General features: G+C 33.4%; 3 protein-coding genes. All 3 read left to right on the top strand.

The window, feature by feature from the left end; genetic code table 11:
• Positions 1-251, top strand: a 251-nt coding sequence (locus QOZ93_RS13980) for an ABC transporter permease subunit (RefSeq protein WP_307357465.1), incomplete at its 5' end; no start/stop codon positions are given.
• Positions 252-268: 17 nt separating this feature from the next.
• Positions 269-1288, top strand: a complete 1020-nt coding sequence (locus QOZ93_RS13985; protein ID WP_111943630.1) for an ABC transporter ATP-binding protein — start codon at positions 269-271, stop codon at positions 1286-1288.
• Positions 1289-1294: 6 nt separating this feature from the next.
• On the top strand, positions 1295-1475 hold a 181-nt coding region (locus QOZ93_RS13990; protein ID WP_307357469.1), incomplete at its 3' end, for an ATP-binding cassette domain-containing protein.

Consider the following 1475-nt stretch of genomic DNA (forward strand, 5'->3'; position numbering starts at 1 on the left):
TTATTATAGTTTCCATTACTTTTGATATACCTGGATTTATATTTGGAGAAGCTTTCTTAAGTTTCATAGGATTAGGAATTCAGTCACCAAATACTAGTTGGGGTGCGTTAGCATCAGATGCTCAAGATACTATGATATTCAGTCCACATCATATGATTTTCCCAGCGTTAATGATAAGTTTAACAATGCTTTCATTCCAATTACTTGGTGATGGACTAAGAGACGCTTTAGATCCAAAATTACGTCAGTAGAAGGGGAGTGAAAAAGTATGGATAAAATATTAGAAGTTAAAGATTTAAGAGTTTCATTTCATACTTATGCAGGTGAGGTACAATCAGTAAGAGGCGTAAGTTTTGAATTAAATAAAGGCGAAACACTAGCAGTTGTTGGAGAATCAGGTTGTGGAAAAACTATAACATCAAAATCAATAATGGGATTAATTCCTATGCCTCCAGGAGAAATAAAGGAAGGCTCTGAAATTTTATTTGATGGTAAAGATGTAGTTAAAATGTCTAAGAAAGAATTGAGAGAATTAAGAGGGGCAGAAATATCAATGATATTCCAAGACCCTATGACTTCTTTAAATCCAACTATGACTGTTGGAAAACAAATAGCAGAAAGTTTAATTATTCATAGAGGTATGAATAAGAAAGAAGCTCTTGAAGAAGCAATAAAAATGCTAAAATTAGTTGGACTTCCTAATGCAGAAAAAAGATCTAAACAATATCCACATGAATTTTCAGGTGGTATGAGACAAAGGGCAATGATAGCAATAGCTCTTGCTTGTAATCCAAAGATTCTTATAGCAGATGAGCCAACAACAGCATTAGACGTTACTATACAAGCACAAATTATGGAACTTATAGCAGATCTTCAAAAGAAATTAGGTACAGCAGTAATTCTAGTAACACACGACTTAGGAGTAGTTGCAGATGTTGCACATAAAATTCAAGTAATGTATGCAGGACAAATTATAGAAAGAGGAACAAAGGATGAAATTTTCTATAATCCTAAACATCCATATACATGGGCATTACTTCAATCAGTACCAAGACTAGATACTAAGAATAAAGATAAACTTTATTCATTAGGAGGAACACCACCAGATTTAATAAAACCACCAGTAGGATGTCCATTTGCAGATAGATGCGAATATTGCATGGAAATATGTAAAGAAATGATGCCTGATACTAATGTGGTAACAGATACTCATCAAGTAAGTTGTTGGTTGTATCATCCATATGCTCCAAAAGTAGATACACCTAGTGTTTTAAAGGTAAGGGGGTAAGTAACTATGGCACAGGAATTTATAGAAGTTAAAAATTTAAAAAAATATTTTAAAGTAGGGCCTAAGGCAATATTAAAGGCTGTAGATGATGTTAGTTTTACAATCAGAAAAGGTGAAACTTTAGGATTGGTTGGAGAATCTGGATGTGGTAAAACAACCTGTGGAAGAACAGTTATGGGATTGTATG

This window comes from Hathewaya limosa, assembly GCF_030815255.1.
Taxonomy (GTDB): Bacteria; Bacillota; Clostridia; order Clostridiales; family Clostridiaceae; genus Hathewaya; species Hathewaya limosa.

What these genes read in the sequence shown, in the direction of transcription:
- QOZ93_RS13985 (WP_111943630.1), top strand. Translation starts at nt 269, where the DNA reads ATGGATAAAATATTAGAAGTTAAAGATTTAAGAGTTTCATTTCATACT.